The organism is Anaerostipes sp. CAG:276 (assembly GCF_000432215.1).
GTDB lineage: Bacteria > Bacillota > Clostridia > Lachnospirales > Lachnospiraceae > Anaerostipes > Anaerostipes caccae.
Genome location: NZ_FR889175.1, coordinates 38470 through 60245, shown reverse-complemented (window position 1 = coordinate 60245; position 21776 = coordinate 38470). Strand labels below are relative to the sequence as shown.

Annotated in this window: 17 protein-coding genes; 16 read left to right on the top strand and 1 reads right to left on the bottom strand. The window is 45.0% G+C overall.

What is annotated here, in order from left to right; translation table 11 throughout:
- Window positions 1-163 precede the first annotated feature (163 nt).
- The 16 genes from QVP35_RS01985 to QVP35_RS01910 all read left to right on the top strand — a co-directional run bounded on the left by QVP35_RS01985 (window position 164) and on the right by QVP35_RS01910 (window position 20266).
- Window positions 164-2167, top strand: coding sequence for an LTA synthase family protein (locus QVP35_RS01985; RefSeq protein ID WP_009289071.1), 2004 nt, complete (start codon window positions 164-166; stop codon window positions 2165-2167).
- A gap of 132 nt (window positions 2168-2299) precedes the next feature.
- Window positions 2300-3586 (top strand): trigger factor, encoded by a 1287-nt coding sequence (gene tig / locus QVP35_RS01980; RefSeq protein WP_009289070.1) that lies wholly within the window; start codon window positions 2300-2302, stop codon window positions 3584-3586.
- A gap of 31 nt (window positions 3587-3617) precedes the next feature.
- Window positions 3618-4208, top strand: a complete 591-nt coding sequence (gene clpP / locus QVP35_RS01975) for an ATP-dependent Clp endopeptidase proteolytic subunit ClpP (RefSeq protein ID WP_006566533.1) — start codon at window positions 3618-3620, stop codon at window positions 4206-4208.
- Between the two features lie 22 nt (window positions 4209-4230).
- On the top strand, window positions 4231-5532 hold the full coding sequence (clpX, locus tag QVP35_RS01970; RefSeq protein WP_006566532.1) for an ATP-dependent Clp protease ATP-binding subunit ClpX: 1302 nt from the start codon (window positions 4231-4233) through the stop codon (window positions 5530-5532).
- 103 nt (window positions 5533-5635) lie between these two features.
- Window positions 5636-7942: an endopeptidase La gene (lon, locus tag QVP35_RS01965; protein ID WP_009289069.1), complete on the top strand. Its 2307-nt coding sequence runs from the start codon at window positions 5636-5638 to the stop codon at window positions 7940-7942.
- 33 nt (window positions 7943-7975) lie between these two features.
- Complete coding sequence (locus QVP35_RS01960; protein WP_022260736.1) at window positions 7976-9253, top strand: bifunctional folylpolyglutamate synthase/dihydrofolate synthase; 1278 nt, start codon at window positions 7976-7978, stop codon at window positions 9251-9253.
- A gap of 4 nt (window positions 9254-9257) precedes the next feature.
- The gene (locus tag QVP35_RS01955; protein ID WP_009289067.1) at window positions 9258-9731 is read left to right on the top strand and encodes an HD domain-containing protein; all 474 of its coding nucleotides are present in this window, start codon (window positions 9258-9260) and stop codon (window positions 9729-9731) included.
- A 9-nt stretch (window positions 9732-9740) separates the two neighbouring features.
- Window positions 9741-10547 (top strand): dihydropteroate synthase, encoded by an 807-nt coding sequence (gene folP / locus QVP35_RS01950; protein WP_006566528.1) that lies wholly within the window; start codon window positions 9741-9743, stop codon window positions 10545-10547.
- Window positions 10548-10560: 13 nt separating this feature from the next.
- Window positions 10561-11388: a 2-amino-4-hydroxy-6-hydroxymethyldihydropteridine diphosphokinase gene (folK, locus tag QVP35_RS01945; RefSeq protein ID WP_006566527.1), complete on the top strand. Its 828-nt coding sequence runs from the start codon at window positions 10561-10563 to the stop codon at window positions 11386-11388.
- A complete protein-coding gene (locus tag QVP35_RS01940) occupies window positions 11385-12515 on the top strand; it encodes a chorismate mutase (protein ID WP_006566526.1) in 1131 nt (376 codons plus the stop codon). The genes folK and QVP35_RS01940 overlap by 4 nt, the downstream gene beginning before the upstream one ends.
- A 70-nt stretch (window positions 12516-12585) precedes the next feature.
- Window positions 12586-15084 carry an LTA synthase family protein gene (locus QVP35_RS01935; protein WP_009289066.1) on the top strand — a complete coding sequence of 833 codons (2499 nt, stop codon included), beginning with the start codon at window positions 12586-12588 and terminating at the stop codon, window positions 15082-15084.
- A 117-nt stretch (window positions 15085-15201) separates the two neighbouring features.
- Window positions 15202-16488 (top strand): adenylosuccinate synthase, encoded by a 1287-nt coding sequence (locus QVP35_RS01930; RefSeq protein ID WP_009289065.1) that lies wholly within the window; start codon window positions 15202-15204, stop codon window positions 16486-16488.
- A 64-nt stretch (window positions 16489-16552) separates the two neighbouring features.
- On the top strand, window positions 16553-17107 hold the full coding sequence (gene lepB, locus QVP35_RS01925; protein WP_006566523.1) for a signal peptidase I: 555 nt from the start codon (window positions 16553-16555) through the stop codon (window positions 17105-17107).
- Window positions 17108-17119: 12 nt separating this feature from the next.
- A complete protein-coding gene (locus QVP35_RS01920; protein WP_006566522.1) occupies window positions 17120-18256 on the top strand; it encodes a hypothetical protein in 1137 nt (378 codons plus the stop codon).
- 91 nt (window positions 18257-18347) lie between these two features.
- A complete protein-coding gene (locus QVP35_RS01915; protein WP_039930231.1) occupies window positions 18348-18728 on the top strand; it encodes a RidA family protein in 381 nt (126 codons plus the stop codon).
- Window positions 18729-18856: 128 nt separating this feature from the next.
- On the top strand, window positions 18857-20266 hold the full coding sequence (locus QVP35_RS01910) for a sensor domain-containing diguanylate cyclase (protein ID WP_022260735.1): 1410 nt from the start codon (window positions 18857-18859) through the stop codon (window positions 20264-20266).
- Window positions 20267-20320: 54 nt separating this feature from the next.
- On the opposite strand, the gene QVP35_RS01905 is transcribed toward QVP35_RS01910, so the two are convergent.
- On the bottom strand, window positions 20321-21709 hold the full coding sequence (locus tag QVP35_RS01905; RefSeq protein ID WP_009289061.1) for an MATE family efflux transporter: 1389 nt from the start codon (window positions 21707-21709) through the stop codon (window positions 20321-20323).
- Window positions 21710-21776: the final 67 nt, after the last annotated feature.

Below are 21776 nucleotides of genomic sequence, written 5' to 3'. Positions count from 1 at the left end.
AACTGTCAATCTGGGCAGAGCATTTAAGAAATTTTTCACAATTAAAGTATAGATACTTTGGAATGACAGTGTTATAATACACTGTATGACTTTTTGCAAATAAGAAATCTCCGAGTTTTTCGGGGCCTTTTTTGAAAGACAGAATCAAAGTAAGGAGAGTATCATGAAATCTTTGGTAAAGAATATAGTAAGGCAGATTGGGAAGTGGATCGAGAAGGTTCCTGTTCTGTGCAATATTGTGCTGGCATTTGGCATGGCATTTTTACTGGAAGTTCTCGGGCGCCAGACATTTGACCAGGGAGTATTCGGCTTTGTCAATGACAGGACCAAGATGTTTCTGTACAGCGCATTCATCATTTTTGTCACTTATTCTGTGGTATTGATCGTGAAGCGAAGGCTGTTTACCTACATTATAGTGACATTGGTCTGGTCAGTCATCGGGATCGTCAATTTTCTGATGCTCAGTGCCAGAAATACTCCATTCACGTATGTGGACGTCACACTGATGAAATCTGTACTTCCGGTCATGACCAACTATTATTCGCCGTCAGCCATCGTCTTTATGGGTGCACTTATTTTAATCGTACTGGTGCTGCTCGTTGTAGGATTTCTGTATCTGCCCAAAAAACAGAATCTGCAGTATAAGAGGAATATCCTTGCGGTTGCTGTTATTTTTGCGGCATTCGGAGGGACAACTGTATATGGTTTCAGGAGCAATATGCTCACAGACAGGATCGGCAACATCCGGATTGCCTATGGAGATTACGGGACACCGTATTGCTTTTCAATTACTGCCTTGAAAAATGGGATTGATAAACCGTCCAACTATTCAGAAGATAAAATTGACCAGATTGAGCAAAAGACCAAACAGGCGCAGGATAAGAAAAAGGGCAGAGTCAGGAAGCCGAATATTATTTTTGTACAGCTGGAGTCACACTTTGATATCACCCAGGTAAAAGGCGTGAAGTTCAATCAGGACCCTCTTCCGAATTTTCACAAATATATGAAGGGATATTCTTCCGGACAGCTGAGCATGCCGTCTTACGGTGCCGGAACTGCCAATTCCGAATTTGAGGCGATTACAGGCATGAACCTGGATCACTTCGGAGCGGCGGAATACCCTTACAAAACTGTCCTGCAGTCGACTACCACAGAGAGCATGGCCACATTGCTGAAGGAAAATGGTTATACTGCGCATGCTATCCACAACAACAGTGCCGCCTTCTATGACAGGGATCTGGTTTTCTCCCAGCTTGGGTTTGACACCTTCACCTCCAAAGAATGTATGAATATCAAAAAGTGGACAGAAAACGGATGGGCCAAGGATACGATACTCACAGGCTGTATTCTGAACGCTTTGGATTCTACAAAGGGACAAGACTATATCTATACAATTTCTGTCCAGGGGCACGGAGATTATCCTAAGACAGAGATTATTGAAAATCCAAAGATCAAGGTCGTAGGCGGAATCAAAGATGAGGCTTTAAAGAACAAATATACCTACTATGCCAATCAGGTATACCAGATGGATCAGTTTGTGGGAGATCTGGTGAGTGCACTGAAAAAACGGGGTGAAGATACGGTCCTTGTGATGTATGGCGACCATCTTCCTAGTCTTGAGGTAGACGATAAAGATCTGACCTACGGGAATAAATATGAGACAAGCTATTTTATCTGGGATAACATGGGACTGAAAAAGAAGGACGGTGTGATCGAAGCTTATCAGCTCGGTTCCGATATCCTCGCCAAGCTGAACATCAAAAACGGGGTCATGAACAGTTTTCACCAGACCCGGCAGGGCACGAAAAATTACCAGAAGGATATGAAGACACTGCAGTATGATATGCTTTACGGCAAGCAGTATGTCTGGGATCAAAAAAATCCATTTCAGGCGACAGATATCTCGTTTGGCATTAAAAAAATCAATGTGACAAAAGCTTATGAGACTGAGAACAGTATATTTATAGAAGGAAATAACTTCACAAACTTCTGTCAGGTGTATGTGGATGAGACGAAGATCAATACGACATTCCACAACGAACATCTGTTGGAAGTATCCAAAAAGGATCTGAAGAAGGGAGATGCATTTACGGTGAAAATCGTGAGCAAGGCCCCGAGAATTCTTCAGACATCCGGTGAATATGTCTATCAGGGAGTAAAGCAGTAGGAAGGCTTCATTTGACAGAAATGGCGTAAAATCTGTATTTTCAGTCGACAGGTCGGAAACGTCATGGTATAATGACTTAATGTTTGTATAAAACTACAACAAAGATAATGATATTTAGGAGGATTTGTAAGAATGGGATTACAAGTTGAAAAGTTAGACAATAATATGGTAAAAGTGACGATTGAGGTAGAGCCTGAGAAATTAGATGCAGCAATCAAAAAAGCATATAATAAGAAGAAATCACAGTTCAGCGTACCTGGATTCAGAAAAGGAAAAGTACCTCAAAACTTTATTGAAAAAGCATACGGAGTAGAAGTTTTTTACGAGGATGCCGCGAATATTTTGATTCCTGAAGCATACAGTGAATCAATGAAAGATTCTGACCTGGATATCGTTTCCAGACCTGATATCGACGTAGTTCAGTTAGAAAAAGGGAAACCGTTTATTTTTACAGCCGAGATTGCGGTTAAACCGGAAGTGACTCTTGGAGAATATAAAGGACTGGAAGTCGAAGAAAAGAAAATCCGCGTAACAAAAGAAGAAATTGAAGAGCAGCTGAAGAAGGAACAGGAAGCAAATGCCAGGGAGATTACAGTAGAAGACCGCCCGGTCAAAGACGGAGACATCACTCTGATTAATTACTCAGGATCTGTTGACGGTGAAAAGTTTGAAGGAGGAACGGCTGAAGACCAGACTCTGGTTATCGGATCAGGTACCTTTATTGAAGGATTTGAGGAGCAGCTGATCGGCAAAAATATCGGTGATGAAATCGAAGTCAACGTAACGTTCCCGGAACAGTACCATGCACCGGAACTGGCAGGAAAACCGGCTGTTTTTGAAGTGAAAATCAAAGGAATTAAAGAAAAAGAACTTCCGGAATTAGACGATGAATTTGCATCTGAAGTTTCAGAATTTGAGACATTGGAAGACTACAAAAAAGAGATCAAGAAGAATATCAGGGCACAGAAAGAAGAAGCTGCCAAGACAGAGAAAGAAAATGCATTGGTTGACCAGGCAGTAGAGAATGCATCCATGGACATCCCTGATGCCATGATCGAAGAGCAGGTACAGCAGATGGCAGATGAATTCTCACAGAGACTCAGCTACCAGGGACTTAACATGGAACAGTACCTTCAGTATACAGGAAGTGATGCCCAGAAGTTTGCTGAAGAGTTAAAACCTCAGGCATTAAAGAGAATAAAGACACGTCTTGTATTGGAGGCGATCGTCGCAGCAGAAGGCATTGAAGCCAGCGAAGAAGACTTTAAGAAAGAATTAGAAAAAATGGCAGGTATGTACCAGATGGAAACAGAACAGTTAGAAAAGATGGTACAGGGAAGCCAGAAGGATCAGATGATGGATGACATTGCTGTACAGAAGGCAGTAGATTTCCTTATCAGTTCCTGCCAGACAAAATAATTGAAAGATAGAAAACCGGGAGGAATTTAAGATGAGTTTAGTACCTTATGTCATTGAACAAACAAGCCGCGGGGAGCGTTCTTATGACATTTATTCCCGCTTATTAAAAGAAAGAATCATCTTCCTGGGAGAAGAAGTTACCGATGTTTCAGCAAGCCTGATTGTATCCCAGCTTCTTTTTCTGGAAGCAGAAGACCCGGAGAAGGATATCAGCCTGTATATCAACAGTCCGGGGGGATCTGTCACAGCAGGCATGGCCATCTATGACACGATGAATTTCATCAAGTGTGATGTGTCTACGATCTGCATGGGTATGGCAGCCAGCATGGGCTCTTTCCTGCTTTCAGGGGGAGCAAAAGGAAAGCGTATGGCGCTGCCGAATGCCGAGATCATGATCCACCAGCCGATGGGCGGAGCCCAGGGGCAGGCAACAGAGATCCAGATTGCCGCAGAGCATATTTTACAGACGAAGAAGCGCTTAAACCGCATTTTAAGTGAAAATACAGGAAAACCATTAGAAGTCATTGAACGGGATACGGACCGTGACAACTGGCTGACTGCAGAGGAAGCTGTGGAGTACGGACTGATTGATGCCGTCTTTGACAAGAAGAGGGAATCATAATTAGAAAGAGCGAGGTAATTCTATGGTAAATCACAGCGATGACAAAAAGCAGCTTCGTTGCTCTTTTTGCAATAAGACCCAGGACCAGGTGAGAAAACTGATCGCAGGGCCGAAGGCAAAAGGCGTCTATATATGTGATGAATGTATTGAGGTCTGTGCGGATATCATTGCAGAGGAATTTGAGCAGTATATTGATGATACAGAGATCCATTTAAATAAACCGAAAGAAATCAAAGCATTTTTGGACGATTATGTGATCGGACAGGACGAGGCCAAGAAAGTGCTGTCTGTAGCAGTCTATAATCACTACAAGAGGATCCTTCTGGGAGATTCCTCAGATATTGATCTTCAGAAGAGCAATATTATAATGCTTGGGCCAACGGGATCAGGGAAAACGCTGCTTGCCCAGACATTGGCAAAGATGCTCAACGTTCCGTTTGCTATCGCAGACGCTACAGCGCTGACTGAAGCCGGCTATGTGGGAGAGGATGTGGAGAATATTCTCTTAAAGATTATCCAGGCGGCAGACTATGACATCGAACGGGCACAGTGCGGGATTATTTATATTGACGAGATTGATAAGATTACAAGAAAGTCAGAAAACACCTCTATCACCAGAGATGTCTCCGGGGAAGGCGTGCAGCAGGCTTTATTAAAGATCATCGAGGGTACGGTAGCCTCTGTTCCGCCGCAGGGAGGACGGAAGCATCCGCACCAGGAGTTTATACAGATTGATACAACCAATATCCTGTTTATCTGTGGAGGAGCTTTTGACGGGCTGGAGAAGATTATTGAATCCAGAATTGGACAGAAGTCTATCGGATTCAATGCAGAAATTGGAAATGGACAGAAAGAAGACATCGGAAGTCTGCTTCAGCAGGTTCTGCCCGAAGACTTCGTAAAATTCGGTCTGATTCCTGAGTTCATTGGAAGAGTTCCAGTAAATGTATCCTTAAATCCTCTGGACAGAGAAGCGCTTGTGCGCATACTGAAAGAACCGAAGAGCGCACTGGTGAAACAGTATCAGAAGCTGTTTGAACTCGACGGAGTAGACCTGGAATTTGAAGATGGTGCTCTGGAAGCGATTGCAGAGAAGGCCATGGAGAGAAAGACAGGAGCCAGGGGGTTAAGGGCCATCATGGAAGGCGTCATCATGGATCTGATGTATCAGGTGCCTTCTGACGAGAAAGTGTCCAAATGCGTGATCACCAGAGGCGTTGTAGAATCTTCGGAAGAGCCGGTGATCGAGAGGTCTGATGACAGATCAAAGAGGACGTCAGGCGTAAAAAAAAGAACGAAGAAGAGCAATGGCGAGATAGCATAAGACATCCGGCCCAAAGTCAACAAACTGCTTTAATACAAGAATTTCTTGCTATTGAGGCAGTTTTTTTGGCATAAATAACGATATAACAACGAAGGAGAAACAGATGAAAAAAGTATTACCGATGCTTGCGCTGAGAGGGAAATACATATATCCGAATTCGGTGATTCATTTTGATGTCTCACGGAGTAAATCGGTGCGCGCGATCGAGGAAGCCATGCAGAACGATCAGATGATTTTTTTGGATAATCAGATCGATCCGGCGATGGAAGATCCTAAATCTTACGACCTCTACCAGATCGGGACATTGGCGAGAATCCGCCAGGTAGTAAAACTGCCTCAAAATATTATCCGGGTTTTCGCCGAGGGCATGTTCCGGGCTGAAATTCTGGAAGTCTGTGAGGAAGAACCGATATTCCGGGTGGAAGCGGCTTATCAGCATACAGAGCAGCAGGAATTTGAACAGGATGAGAAGGAGGCGGTATTCAGAGCCTTAAAAGAAAATTTTGAAAAATATACCGGGGTTTGGAATCAGATGGACCCTAATGTATACAGTTATATCCTCATGCAGACAGATCTGGAAGTGTTTGTGGACCATCTGGCAACCCATCTTCCGTTTTCTCTTCAGAACAAACAAAAACTTCTGGAAGAGATGGACTTAAAACGGAGATGTGAGCTCATGCTTGTGTTTCTGGAACAGGAACTGCGTCTCGCCTATTTGAGACTGGACATTCAGGAGAAGGTCAAAGAGAATATTGACGACAATCAGCGTGAATATATGCTGAGGGAACAGCTCAAGGTGATCCGGGAAGAACTTGGAGAGACCAATATCGCAGATGAAGCCGATGAGTTCCTGCGCAGTCTTTCTGAAATGGAAGCCGGCGAAGAGGTGAAGGACAAGATAAAGAAAGAAATCTCCCGGTTCCAGGCTATGGGAAACAGTGCCGCCGAGAGCGCGGTGCTCAGAACTTACATCGAGATTATGCTGGATGTGCCGTGGGAAAAGCTTTCGGAAGATTCCATGGATCTGGAAGAAGCAGAAAAGATTCTGGAAGCAGATCACTATGGACTGAAGAAAGTTAAGGAGCGGGTTCTGGAATATCTGGCGGCAAGGGCCATGAGCCAGAAGAAGGACGCGGCTATCCTCTGCCTTGTGGGCCCTCCGGGAACGGGGAAAACATCCATCGCAAGGTCGATTGCCAGGGCTACCCACAAAGAATATGTGAGATTATCACTGGGAGGCGTCAGAGACGAGTCCGAGATCCGGGGGCACAGGAAGACTTACGTGGGAGCTATGCCGGGAAGGATCGTGGCAGCGATCCGTCAGGCTAAAGTACGCAACCCGCTGATGCTTCTGGATGAAGTGGATAAGGTGGGAAAGGACCAGAGAGGAGATACGGCATCGGCGCTCCTGGAAGTCCTGGATGGAGAGCAGAACGAACATTTCCGGGATCATTATCTGGAAGTGCCGCTGGATTTAAGTGATGTACTGTTCATCGCCACGGCAAATGATCTTTCCACGATCCCCAAACCGCTTTTAGACCGGATGGAGGTCATAGAAGTTTCCAGTTACTCTGAAAACGAGAAATTTCACATCGCCAAAAATTATCTGGTAAAAAAGCAGATGGAAGCCAACGGGCTGACTCCGAAGGAAATTGTCTGGAAGGACGATGCTCTCAGGCTGCTGATCGACAGTTATACGAGAGAAGCGGGTGTGAGAAGCCTGGAGAGAACCATTGGAAATGTTTCCCGAAAGATTACAAAAGACATTTATCAGGGAAAGAAGAAAAAAGTGACGGTGACGAAAAAAGCAGTCCGGGATTATTTGGGCACGGCTCCGTATGAACTGGAAAAAGAAAATTTGAAGGACGAGGTGGGAATCGTGCACGGACTGGCATGGACCAGTGTCGGAGGCGTCATGCTCAACGTGGAAGTAAACACAATGCCGGGGAAGGGCAAGTTTACCGTCACAGGATCTCTTGGTGATGTGATGAAGGAATCGGCCCAGGCTGCAGTCAGCTATATCCGGAGCAAGAGCGGCAAATATAAGATCAAGGATGATTTCTTTGAATCTCACGATATCCACATTCACATTCCGGAAGGTGCGGTGCCAAAAGACGGACCGTCTGCCGGAATTACCATGACTCTTGCCCTCATCTCGGCGATCACGGGAAGAAAAGTCCGGGGGACTGTGGCAATGACCGGAGAGGTGACGATCAGAGGACAGGTATTGGCAATCGGGGGACTGAAAGAAAAAATGCTGGCGGCAAAACGCGCGGGCATGACAAAAGTACTCGTACCAAAGGCCAATGAAAAAGATGTCAGGGAATTTGATACAGAGATTACAGAAAATATCGAGATCGTATATGTGAAGAAGATTGAGGACGTCATAAGGGAGGCTCTTCTTTCTTAACAGACAAAGAGATGAGACAGGGAGGCAGCTAACATGAACTATCAGGCGACAATGGAATTTATTGGACGAGCCAATAAGTTTGGAAGTATTTTAGGACTTGACAATATCAGGGAATTGTTAAACCGTCTCGGGAATCCCCAGGACCGGCTGAAGATCGTTCATATAGCAGGAACTAACGGAAAAGGTTCTACCCTGGCGTTTCTTGCGTCGGTATTCAAAGAGCAGGGTTATGAAGCAGGGCGGTATGTGTCTCCTGCTTCTTTCTGCTATGAAGAAAAGTTCCGTATTAACGATGAGATCATCACAAAGGAAGATCTCTGCTTTTATATGGAGAAAATAAAAAAAACAGCGGAGGAGATGGTCAGGGACGGAAAAGAGCATCCGACAGTCTTCGAAATGGAGACTGCCCTTTCATTTCTTTATTTTCTCGATAAAAAAGTGGACGCAGTCCTTCTGGAAACAGGGCTTGGGGGACGACTGGATGCAACAAACGTGATAAAGCACCCGATCTGTACAGTCATTGCATCGATCGGCTATGACCATACCCAGTATCTGGGCAGCACGATTCAGGAGATCGCAGGTGAGAAGGCAGGTATCCTGAAAAAAGGATGTCCTGCCGTTTCTTACGATAATACTTCTGAGGCCAGGGAAGTGATAGAGAAGGCTGCAGAAGAAAAAAACGTGCCTCTCATCTTCGCAGACACAAGCCGTGTCACCGTCTTATCCGAAAACTTAGAGGGCTCAGTATTTTCTTATGTCTGTGCAGATGGAACAGAGTACCGGAATATGGAAATCGGTATGCTTGGGGAGCACCAGATCTGTAATGCCGCAGTCGCTCTGGAGACCATTCAAATCTTAAAAAAATCTTATATTTTTCGGCAGGATTCCATAAGAAAAGGATTAAAAAATGCTGTATGGGATGGCCGATTACAGCGTATTTCCGCGGTTCCTGCGGTTTTCTGCGACGGAGCCCATAACCCGGACGGAGCCGAAAAGCTTTTACGGTTCCTTCAAAAGAATTTTACAAATAAAAAAATAATTTATATAATGGGAGTATTGTCGGATAAAGATTATCCGCAGATGTTAAAGATCATGTCTCCAATGTCAGATGAAATTTACACGGTGACACCGGAAGGTGACCGTGCCCTGCCTTCGGGTGTGCTAGCTGACGCTGCCCGTCCGTTTTACCGGAAAGTGACCGAAGGAGGAAGTCTTGGAGAATGTTATCAGAAGGTTAAGAAGGAATGCGGACAGGACGATGTTATCGTCGTGTTCGGAACCCTGTCATTTTTAAAAGAACTGAGAGGTTAGAGCAGTGAAGCGGCTTTCATATATCACGAATCATCCGGAATATCAGAGTGCTTACCGGCAGATTCAGGATGCGGAGAAAGGAAGGGCCTTTTGTCTCCACGACACCGGGCACTTCCTGGCGGTTTCCAGGATTGCTTATATCCTTGTGCTTGAAGAACGGCTTGACGTAAAGAAAGATGTGATCTATGCCGCAGGTTTTCTGCACGATATCGGAAGAGGAAAGCAGTATGCCGAGGGAATTCCACATGAGGAGGCAGGCATTTCGATCGCCTCGGCTATTTTGTCTGAGTCCCCTTATAATATAGAGGAGCGGAGCACGATTCTGCTTTTATTAGAGTCCCACAGAAGGCCGGACAGTGATAAGCTTTCCTGCCTTTTTGGCCGGGCAGACAAGCTCTCCAGGGACTGCTGCAACTGTAAGGCGAGAGAAGAATGCTATTGGCCGGAAGAGAAGAAAAACAACATATATCGGTATTAGGAGCTGGACATGAAGATAGGAAAAAGACAATTTGATATGAAAAACCATGGATATATTATGGGGATACTCAATGTGACTCCGGACTCTTTTTCGGATGGAGGAAGATACACCCGTCTGGATGCGGCTCTGAAGCATGCGGAGCAAATGCTCGGCGAAGGGGCGGATATCATCGATGTCGGAGGGGAATCCACCCGCCCGGGACATGAAAAGATCACCGTGGATGAAGAGATCGAGAGGACAGCTCCGGTGATTGAGGCACTGAAAAGAGAGTTTGATCCGGTCATTTCCCTGGATACATACAAGTGGCAGGTGGCTGAGGAAGGCATCCGTGCAGGCGCCGATATGATCAACGACATATGGGGACTCAAGTGGGACGGAAAAATGGCTCCGCTGCTGGCCAGGGAAGGCCTTCCGGCCTGCCTTATGCATAACCGGAAGAATACAGATTACAAGAATTTTTTGAGTGATGTGATAAAGGACCTCAGGGAGACTATGCAGACTGCCGGGGAGGCCGGCATGCGGAAAGAACAGATACTGCTGGACCCGGGCATTGGATTTGCAAAGACTTTGGAACAAAATTTGATGCTCATGAACCATTTGGAACTTCTTCTTGAGTTTCAGGTGCCGGTACTGCTCGGTACATCCAGAAAATCTATGATCGGATTTACTCTGGATCTGCCGGCAGATGAGAGGACAGAGGGTACTGTGGCCACTACGGTGAGCGGATATATGAAAGGCTGCCGGATGTTCCGGGTTCATGACGTTAAGGAAAACAGGCGCGCCCTCACTATGATCGAGGCAATCTGCCGTTATTAAAGGAGCGGGGAAGATGGATCAGATTATTATAAAAGAGCTGGAGCTTTACAGCAATCACGGCGTATATAAAGAAGAAAAAGTCCTGGGACAGAAATTTCTTGTGTCCGCAGTACTGTATACAGATACAAAACGGGCCGGCAAGAGTGATAAAATAGAATACTCCGTCAACTACGGGGAAGTATGCCATCGGATTCGGGAGATCATGGAGGGAAATACCTTTGACCTGATCGAACGGGTGGCGGAAACGATTGCAGAGCGGCTTCTGATAGAATTTGACCTGATCAGGAAGACAGAGGTGGAAGTCAAAAAACCCTGGGCTCCGATCGGGCTGCCGATCCAGAGTGTCTCTGTCAGAATTGAGCGGCAGTGGCACCGGGCATATATTGGGATAGGTTCCAATATGGGGGACCGGATGAAGTATATAAACGAAGCAGTAAAACAGATGAAACAGGAAGATGATCTCAGGCTGATCTGTGTGTCAGACCTTGCAGAGACAGAACCTTACGGATATACGGAGCAGGATAAATTTATCAACGGATGTATCGGGATCGATACATTGAAGACACCTGAGGAACTCCTCGAATATTTGCAGGGACTGGAAAATAATGCGGGCAGAGAACGGATTGTACATTGGGGACCAAGGACACTGGATCTGGATATTTTGCTGTATGATGACATCGTGATTCATGGAGATCATTTGACGATACCTCATCCAGAGATTCCGAAACGAAGTTTTGTTTTGGAGCCTCTCGTACAGATAGCACCCTATGAGAGGCATCCTGTCTTGAACAAGACGATCCTGGAGTTAAAAGATGCTTTGGAGGAAAAGGAAGAAAAATGAGAGATTTACTTGACATAAGAAAGGACATAGACCGGATAGACCGGAAGATTGTCCGCCTGTTTGAAGAGCGGATGCATTGTTCCGAGGAGGTTGCAGAGTATAAAAAAGGAACAGGCAAGCCGATTTATGACAGAGATAGGGAACAGGAGAAGATAGAGGCGCTAACAGGCGAAGTCGAACCGGAGTTTTTAAAGAAGGGAACAGAGGAACTCTTTTTACAGCTTATGTCCATCGGGCGCAGATACCAGTACAGTCTCCTGTCGGAAGAAGACAGCTACGTGCGGAAAATGTTTAAAGAGGTGGATAAACTGGAGATCAACCGAGATACAAAAGTTGTATATCAGGGGATTCCCGGAGCGTATCAGGAACAGGCCATGGTGCAGTTTTTTGGAGAAAATATCAGCCATTTTACAGCCGATGAATTTAAAGATGTGGTCGTGGCAGTGGATGAGGGAAAGGCAGATTACGGAATTCTGCCCATCGAAAATACCTCCGCAGGCACTGTGAGCGGCATCTATGATCTGCTCCTGAATCATGACGTATGTGTAGTCGGGGAAGAGACGGTAGAGTGCAATCATGCCCTTGTAGGCATTAAGGGAACAGATCTTTCCAAGGTGACCAAGGTATATTCACATCCCCAGGGGCTGATGCAGTGCAAGCAATTTTTAGACGAGACCGGCTGGGATCAGGTTCGCATAAGGAACACTGCCGTTGCGGCCAAAAAAGTTGCGGATGACAATGACCCGACCAAGGTTGCGATTTCCAGCGAGCGGGCGGCTAAGCTCTATGGACTGGAGGTGCTGAAGCGCAAGGTGAATTACGAAGGAAATAACTGCACCCGTTTTGTGGTTATGTCCAAGAAAAAGCAGTACCGGAGAGATGCCGGGAAGGTAAGCATCAGTTTTTCTCTTCCGCATGAGACGGGATCTCTTTATAACATTCTTGCACATTTTATGTTCAATGATGTCAGTATGACGAATATTGAATCCAGACCGCTTCCGAACAGGCAGTGGGAATATGGATTTTATATAGATGTGGCCGGAAACTTAAATGAACCGGGCATACGCAATGCTCTGACCGGCATCCGGGCGGAGGTAAAGGACTTTAAAATACTTGGAAATTTTTAAGGACACTGAAGAGAGGGGCAGGCTTTAAAAACAGCCGTTTAAAAAATACAAAATTAGGTGGGAAGAAAACATGAACAGTAAATCAAATGGTTTGAAAGACAAACTGGGAAAAATCCATAGCTTTATTCACAAGTTTGGAAAGTACTTTATTATTGCGTGTCTGATCTTATTCTGTGTGCTGTGTATTAAGAATAAAGATCAGTTTGCGGAACGGGTAGCTAAGGGCGTACCGGAAAGCGGCATGGAGAAGATCGCGATTGCAGACGGGGATACGATTAAGCAGGAATTTAAAGCTAATTTTACTTCGGCAGAAAGAATTGACTTCCGTGTGGGGAGAAACTATGGAGATGCAAGACCGGGAAGCATTGATCTGACGATAAAAGATTCAAAAGGTAATGTTGTATTTCATATCACCCCAACGATGGAGGAAGTTGACGGAAGGGCTGAAGTCAAATCCACTATGCGCCGCAGAGAGCTTCATGACGACCGCTGGTACAAAGTTGTCGTGAATCAGAAGCTTGAAAAGGGAGAAACTTATACCTACGAAATTAAAGGAATCGGAATTAACAAGAAAGATCCTCTGTATATTTACATTTCAAAGGATATGGGTTCTGTTTTCCAGCCTCTTGTAAAGAATAACAAGACACAGGATATCCGTCTCTGTGCAAGGGTTTGGACAACCCAGATTGACATGTGGGCCATCGGTTTGACGATTGCCATTGCCGTAGGATTGATTGTACTTTTACTGGTTCAGCTGAATATTCCTGAAAAATGGAATAAATGGCTCACATGGGCCTTATTTATTGTGAATCCGTGGCTGGCCTTTTATATGGTCGAAAAGGTATTTTACAATCCAATCAGTGTCATGGGTATTCTGTCCTATGCCTTGAATGTCATATGGTTCTATATCATCTTTGCAATACTGCTTCTGATCTTTAACCGGGTCAAATATGCAGTTATTGTGGGGAATCTGCTCTTATACGGATGTGCGGTTGGAAACTACTTCGTCATGCAGTTCAGAGGCACACCGATCACACCGGCGGATATATGGGCGCTCGGTACTGCTATGGACGTTGCGGATCACTATACTCTGTCCTATGATAAAGCAGCCATTGTTGCTACAATTATTTGTTTGGGACTGTGCATCATAGCATGGAAACTGGATACTATCAAGGCGTTTCGGTGGAAGCACCGTCTGGCGGCATTGGCCGTTGTAGTTGTGGCAACACTGGGACAGAGTTTCTTCTGCACCAGGGTGAACTTTTTAGAAGCACATAACGTAAAGGTAGAATTTTTCAATCAGAAAAAGGGATATAAACGAAACGGCTTTGTCTTAAGCTTCCTTCTGAATGTACAGTATCTTCTTGGGACGGAACCGGAAGGATACAGTGTGGATAAGGTAAAAGACATTGCCAAAAATTATGAGGTGACAACCGGACAGAACAAGAATCTGAAGCAGAAACCAAATGTGGTCGTCATCATGAACGAGACATTTTCTGATCTGAATGTGGTCAACAAGATCAAGACAAATAAAGAAGTGATGCCTTATATCAATTCTATGAAAGAAAATACAATCAAGGGTGATATGCTGGTATCTGTATTCGGAGGCGGAACAAGCAACTCCGAGTATGAGTTCCTCACAGGAAACTCAGTATCTTCTCTTCCGCTGAACGGAAATGCATATACCCAGTTTGTAAAACACGAAGTGCCGAGTCTTGCTACCCAGTTAAAAGAACAGGGATATGACACGACCGCATTCCACCCTTATAAGCCGAATGCATGGAACAGACAGAGCGTGTATCCGCTGCTTGGATTCGACAACTTCCTGGATGAGTCATCGCTGGATGAATCCAAAGTCAGGAGAATCAGAGGATGGGTCAGCGACGAGTCAGATTATGACAAGATCATAGAGACATTCGAGAACAGAAAATCAGATAATCCTCTGTTTATGTTTAATGTAACAATTCAGAACCACGGCGGATATCTGCTTCCGGACGATAACTTCAAGCAGGAAATTACGATTGAAGACGAGAAGAAGACAGAACCCGCAGAGCGTTATCTGTCTCTGATCCATGAATCCGACCGGGCATTTAAGAAGCTGATCGATTACTTTAAGGAGCAGAAAGAACCGACCATCGTTGTGATGTTCGGAGACCATCAGCCAAAACTGGAAGACGAGTTCTATGAGCTTCTCTACGGAAAGGACTTAAACAGCCTGAACATCAAGGAGATGCAGAAGAAATTTACTGTTCCGTTTGTTATCTGGGCAAACTATGATATCAAAGAACAGGAAAATGTAAAACTTACCAGTGCCAACTATCTGTCCACGCTGATGCTGAAACAGACAAATTTAAAAATGACTCCGTATAATCAGTATCTGGAAGAACTGGAGAAACAGATTCCGGCAATCAATGCCAACGGATATGTGACAAAAGACGGTAAAAATGTTGCGACCCAGGATGAGGAAGATAAAGATAAATGGCTGACAAACTATCAGTATCTGCAGTACAATTCCCTGCTGGACTATAAACACCGCGTAGATTCCTTCTTTTCTGTGAAAGAAAAGTAGGAATCTCCATGCGGATTCTTGACACATGGGACAAAACAATATAATATTAAAATGTTGTTCGCTTTATGCAAAAGAAAATGGCGAAAACACGTCATTGATAATTAGGAGGATACACATATGGTTAAAGCAATAGTTGGAGCCAACTGGGGCGACGAAGGAAAAGGTAAGATCACGGATATGTTAGGTGAGACTTCTGACATTATCGTGCGTTTCCAGGGAGGAGCGAATGCCGGGCATACCATCATCAACGACTACGGAAAGTTCGCGCTTCACACGCTGCCATCCGGTGTATTCTATGATCATACAACCAGCATTATCGGTAACGGTGTGGCACTGAATATTCCTGTGCTTTTTAAGGAGATTGGGGAAATCGTCTCCCAGGGAGTGCCAAAGCCGAAAATTCTCGTTTCCGACCGTGCCCAGATCGTTATGCCGTACCATATCCTGTTTGATGAATACGAGGAGGAACGACTGGGAAAAGGGTCCTTCGGATCTACAAAATCGGGGATCGCACCGTTTTATTCAGACAAATATGCAAAGATCGGTTTCCAGGTCAACGAGTTGTTTGACGGCAAAGTGTTAAAAGAAAAATTGGTCAGAATCTGCGAGATGAAGAATGTTTTGCTCGAGCATCTCTACCACAAACCCCTTCTTAATCCGGATGAGCTGTATGAAAAACTGATGGAGTACAAGGAAATGGTAGCGCCGTATGTCTGCGATGTATCCCTGTTTCTTCACAAAGCGATGAAAGAACAGAAGACCATTCTCCTGGAAGGCCAGCTGGGCTCGTTAAAGGACCCGGACCACGGTATTTATCCGATGGTGACATCTTCCTCCACTTTAGCGGCGTACGGAGCGATCGGTGCAGGTATTCCGCCATATGAAATTAAGAAGATTGTCACCGTAGTTAAAGCATACTCAAGTGCTGTAGGCGCAGGTGCCTTCGTCAGTGAGATTTTCGGAGAAGAAGCCGATGAGCTCAGAAAACGCGGGGGAGACGGCGGTGAATTCGGGGCAACGACCGGACGTCCGAGAAGGATGGGATGGTTTGACGTCGTGGCTTCCAAGTACGGATGCAGGATGCAGGGAACGACAGACGTGGCATTTACCGTGCTCGATGTTCTTGGCTATTTAGAAGAAATTCCGGTCTGCGTCGCTTATGATATTGACGGTGAAATAACGACCGATTTCCCGACAACGGGTGATCTGGAGAGAGCAAAACCGGTGATCGAAGTACTTCCGGGATGGAAGAGTGACATCCGCGGAATTACAAAATACGAAGAACTGCCGGAAAACTGCAGAAAATACGTAGAGTTCGTCGAGGAAAAGATCGGATATCCGATTACGCTGATCTCCAACGGACCCGGCAGACATGAGATTATCCGCAGAGGATATACAGACTAAAAATAAAAAAAACCTCTTTGCAGATATGGCAAAGAGGTTTTTTGCAAAGGTATAGGAGACATCTATGGAAAAAGAACAGGAACAAGAGAATAAGAAAAAACAAAACTTCAGGAAAGAAGTCAGAAGCTGGATTGTCTGTATTGCTGCCACTCTGGCCATTACTTTGTTTATCACGAATTTCGTCATAGTCAACGCCAGTATACCGAGCGGTTCCATGGAAAATACCATCATGACCGGAGATAAACTCATTGCATTCAGGACCGCATACCTGTTCAGTGAGCCTGAACGGGGAGATGTGATTATATTTGAGTACCCGGACGACGAGTCAGAGTGGTATATTAAGAGAGTCATTGCACTTCCGGGAGAAACGATCGAGGTAAAGGACGGAAAGGTTTATATCAACGGGAGTAAAAAGCCCCTGAAGGAGCCTTATATTAAAGAGGAGCCAGTGGACGATTTCGGACCGTATAAAGTGCCGAAGAACGGATACTTTGTCATGGGAGACAATCGGAACAGTTCCAATGATGCCAGAGAATGGCAGACTCACTATGTGACCAGGGAAGAGATCATAGGAAAAGCAAGCTTTCGATATTATCCGTCTCCAAAGTGGATCAAATAAAGGAGTGAGACCATGAAAAGAAAAATCAGGATTGTTATGTTTGCAGCGGCAGTCATGCTTGCCCTGGCAGCGGCAGGATGTCAAAAAAAATCTGAACAAAACCAGAAGCCTTTCGTATCGGAAAAAGATCTGAAAGCATTCATAGGAGAGACAACCAAAAAAGACGAAGTTTCTGATTTCCCAAAACTGGACTACGCTTCAGATGACAGGGTGATGTTCCACAATTCCCAGGGCTTCTATGTCTTTGATCTGAAGGAGAAGAAAGTTACTGCAGCTTTGGACCTGGCAAAAATGAAATTATTTTCCGAGGATGGGGAGACAGAGGCAAAGATCATCGTTTCCAGTGACGGAAATATGGTCCGGCTCTTGAGAACAAAAGGGGAAGATACGGTTAAAGACTATTTCTATGATGTGAAGGAACAGACTCTGTCGGATAAAAAACAGGCTTTTGATGATGTCTACGAAGGGGATATCCAGAATACAGACAAAAAGAAGTTTGCCGGACGCCCGAAGGAAGAGGTGATCCGGGAACTTATGGAAAATGGGCAGAATGATTCCAATGCGCTGATCCAAAATGACAGCACCGTGGACTTCCTCGGATACCCATCCGGTGTATATATGAAGGAAGATCAGATGTTTAAAAATCTTTCTTTGGTCCAATACGATGTCAAAGCAAAAAAGAAGACTGTGACTTCTCTGTTTGACGGGTTTGTAAAGACCGATCGGGAGACTGACGCCTCAAAGCTTGTCTTTAAAGGCAGCCGTTTCATGAAATTCAGCGAAAACGGTGTTCTCTACTTCGATGTGGATGCTATGCAGAAGACCGACGGGACGAAGGGGACATTTGGGGAACTTGTCATTGGAAATGTCTTTCAGTCAAAGAGCGGGAAACTTACAGTTACATTTGAAGATATTTCAAAAGGAGATCTTTCTCTGAAACCGGTACTGTCACTGAACAACATCGATGAAAAGGGAGAACCCCAAATGATAGAATTAACAAAAGGTAAAAACACCTATACCTTCAGTGGCCTGAAAAAAGAATTATTTTACTATATTGACTACTATGCCACAAAAGATGCACCGGATGAGAAGAGCATGGAAAAGACCGATCAGCAAAATAAAAAGCTCAGGGTGAGCATAAGCAGCTAAAAGCATGGACGCCGGACACAGTCTGTGCTATAATAGTGATACAAAAAAATTGTATGAACCTAATTATTTTTTAGAAAGTGAGGAATCAGCTATGACATGTGAGACTATCAATGCACAGAAAGCTCCCGCAGCAGTGGGACCATACTGCCATGCGGTAAAAGCGGGTGAACTTGTATTTACTTCAGGACAGCTTGGGCTGGACCCGGAAAATGGAACTCTGCCGGATGGAGTGGAAGCACAGGCGGACCAGGCACTGAGCAACCTGGATGAAGTACTGAAAGAGGCAGGATTATCTCTTAGTGATGTGATCAAGACTACTGTATTTTTAGACGATATCAATGATTTTGCGGCAATCAATGCAATTTATGAGAAAAGGTTCGGAGACAACAAACCCGCCCGGTCCTGTGTGGAAGTGGCGGCACTTCCCAAAGGGGCGCTTTTTGAAATAGAAGCGGTCGTAGCTGTGAAATAACATTATCACCGAAGAAAACCCGGTTTCCTGCAAATGTAAATTCAGGATCCGGGTTTTCTTTTATTGTCCGGGTAAATGGGGTATAATGAAAGTAAGAATTTATGGCTTCACAGAACAGGAGAGACTGCATGGGAGAAAGAAAGAAAAAAATTCAAATAAATTCAGCAGTCATCCTTCTGGTAATTATAGCGCTGCTTTCATATTTCATTTTTTCGTTTGTACAGTATTACCGTGAAATGGATCAAAAGATCGCAGCCCAGACAAAACATGACCTGCAGACTACAAATGATACGGCCAAGGCAGCTTTGAATTCACTGTTAAAGGACGGGAAAAACTGGCTGGAGAGTCTTGCGGTCATATGTGATATTCCAGATGGGACAGGGAAAGAAAACTGGTGGAATGTAGTCAAAAAGTTCGATACAAAAGGAATGAAAATCGGAGTTGCAGACAGCAGAGGAACGATTTACTACAGCAGCCATAAGAAGATGGATATCTCCGGGAGACAGTACTACAAAGTTCTTAAAAAACAAAAGAGCAGCATCTCCAAAGTACTTTTTGATGAAGAAGAAGGAACCGAATCCATTATCATCGGTGTGCCTATGATAAAGCAGGGCAGATTTGAAGGCGCCATCTGCCTGGAGTACAGCACAATGGAGCTGGGAAGACTTCTCAATGGGAAAGATACCAGCGGGATGGGAGCTGTACTTGTGTTTACACGAAAAGGCAGGATGGTCGCTTCCTATGAAGGAATGGAGAAATTTCCGACCATGTATGATATGCTCAAGACTATGAAATACGATGACCCGGCACAGCTGCATGAGATGGAGGCAAACGTACAGAAAGGAAGCAGCGGTTTTCTGAACTATCAAAACAAAGGAAAATTGCGCATGCTTTACTATGAACCGGCGGATATCAGTGACTGGATAATTTGTACGTTGGCTGTGGCGGAACTCTATGAAGGAACACTGTATTCTTTAAAAAGCGAGACATTTATACTCATGACCAAGGGTGTGCTGATTACCATTCTGCTTTTATTCTTTAGCCTGCAGTTTTTTAAAATCCATAGAAACGAAAAAAGAGAGAATACAAAAGATGTGCTGACAGGTGTCATAAACCGTAAATATTTTCAAAAATTACTGGAAAAGGATTTAAAGCGGAATAAAAAGTACCGTGCCTGTTTCTTTCTGGACGTGGATGACTTTAAAAGAATCAATGATACTTATGGACACCAAAAGGGAGACGAAGTTTTGACTGCCGTGGCCAGACATTTAGAGAAAAATCTTCGCGAAAAAGATGTAGTCAGCCGCTACGGAGGAGATGAATTTACCTGTCTGATCTATGGGATTACAGAGAAAGAGAAGATAAGGGAGATTGCCGGCAGGATCCTTCGGGAAGTGACGGGGAAAGTCCATGTGAATATCAGTATGGGTATTACTTTGATCCAGGATAATGATTCCTATGAGCAGATCATCGAGAGAGCGGACGGTGCATTGTATGAAGCAAAAGTAAGGGGCAAAAACCAGTTTATGATTCTTTAAGTATTTAATTTCAGGAGGGATGCTTAACCGGGCAGTCCCTCCTGATTTTAAAAACTAAGCTTTCATTTCCTCCTCTGCAGGATTCCCCTGTTCAGAATCATCAGGAGCATATACGAGCAGTTTTTTTGACATAAAATAGAAAACTCCGGTGGTGACGGCAGAGGCCAGAATATCTGCAATCGGTTCTGCCGCGAAGATTCCCGTAGTGCCAAAAAATAACGGCAGGAACAAGGCCAGAGGGATCAGCAGGATGATCTTTCTCAGAAGGGCCATGACAAGAGAAATCTTTGCCCTGCCCAGTGCCATGAATGTATTTTGGCAGGCGTACTGTGCCCCGATAAACAGAAAGCCTCCCATGAAAATGCGGATCATGGGTCTGCCGAGGACAGAGAGCTGCCTGGCTGCCTCACCGCTGGAAAACAGATAGATATAGATCTGGGGAACTGCCATGGAGAGGGCCCAGATTCCCAAAGTGTAGGCCACAGTGATCACAAATAACAGGCGAAAGGCCTTTTTTACCCGGTCCATATTCCGGCTTCCATAGTTAAAGCTGATGATCGGCTGTGCACCCTGAGCGAGTCCAAGGGCGGGCATGGATAGAAACTGCATGGCGCTTATGGCGATGGTCGTGACAGAGACAAGGGAGTCTGCGTTGGCACCGCCGTAGCGTTTCATTCCTGAATTTAATGTGATCTGTACCAGACTTTCTGTGGACTGCATAATAAACGGCGCGATCCCCAGGGCGATAACAGGGAGGAGAACTTTCGCTTCCAGCCTGAGATTTTTCCTGCGGATCTTGAGATCCGTTTTCTTTCCGGTTAAAAAACGGAGGACCCAGGCCGCAGAGACCCCCTGGGAAATGACGGTAGCTAAGGCGGAGCCCTTGACACCGAGACCCATGATAAAAATAAAGATTGGGTCCAGTACGATATTTAATAGAGCCCCAATCAGCACTGTGAGCATACTGGTCCTGGCAAACCCCTGGCAGGTGATAAAGCTGTTCAGGCCGAGAGAAAACATGACAAAAATGGAGCCGAGCAGATAGATGCCCAGATAGTCATTGGCATAAGGCAGTATATTGTCTGTCGCTCCAAACATGGAAAGCAGAGGTTCTTTTGCAAGATAAAAAAACAGGGTAAGAGGAACGGCCAGAGCAATCAAAGCTGTGACGGCATTCCCAAGGATTTTTTCCGCCCCGTCATGATCCTGCTGTCCCATTTTTATTGAGACTCTGGGGCTTCCTCCCATACCGATCATGGAGGCAAATGCAGAAATGATCATAATGATCGGAAAAGCAATTCCAAGCCCTGCAATGGCAAGAGGTCCTTCTCCTCCCGGAAGACGGCCGATGTAAATGCGGTCCACCATATTATACAGCGCGTTTATGACTTGGGCGGCAATGGTGGGAACAGCCAGCTGGAACAATAATTTGCCGACAGGCATGGTTCCAAGGGCTGTTTCGTTGTTTGTATTCAAAAAATCACTCCTATCATATAAAAATGTCACTTTA